The 352-nt window shown below is 70.2% G+C and carries 1 protein-coding gene; it reads right to left on the reverse strand.

Annotation, left to right across the window (positions count from 1 at the left end):
* The coding region (locus tag AB4Z27_RS29865; protein ID WP_441646095.1) for a TolC family protein at positions 1-352 on the reverse strand (352 nt) is incomplete at both ends.

Here is a 352-nt window from a genome sequence, read left to right on the forward strand (position 1 = left end):
CCGCCCACCTTGAGGCGCTCGGTCATGATGCCGAGCTGGCGGCGCTGCGCGTCGGCCATCGCCACGGTATCGGCCAGCTGGGCGCGCAGCCCGGCTTCGCGGATGGCGGCGGTCACCACATTGGCGGCCAGCGAGAGCCGCGCGGCCTCGAGTTCGTAGCGCTGGTAATCGACAGCCGCCTGCAGGCCTTCGAGTTCGCGCCGCTGCCCGCCGAAGAGGTCCAGCGCGTAGGAGACCTGCACGCTCGCGTTGTAGAGCGTGAACGGGCCGGGGCTGGGAAACTGGGTGATGCCGACCGAGGTCAGGTCCACCTGCTGGCGCGTGGCGTTGAGCGAGGCATCGACAGTGGGAA

Origin of the sequence: Cupriavidus sp. KB_39 (assembly GCF_052114485.1) — a bacterium.
Taxonomy (GTDB): Bacteria; Pseudomonadota; Gammaproteobacteria; order Burkholderiales; family Burkholderiaceae; genus Cupriavidus.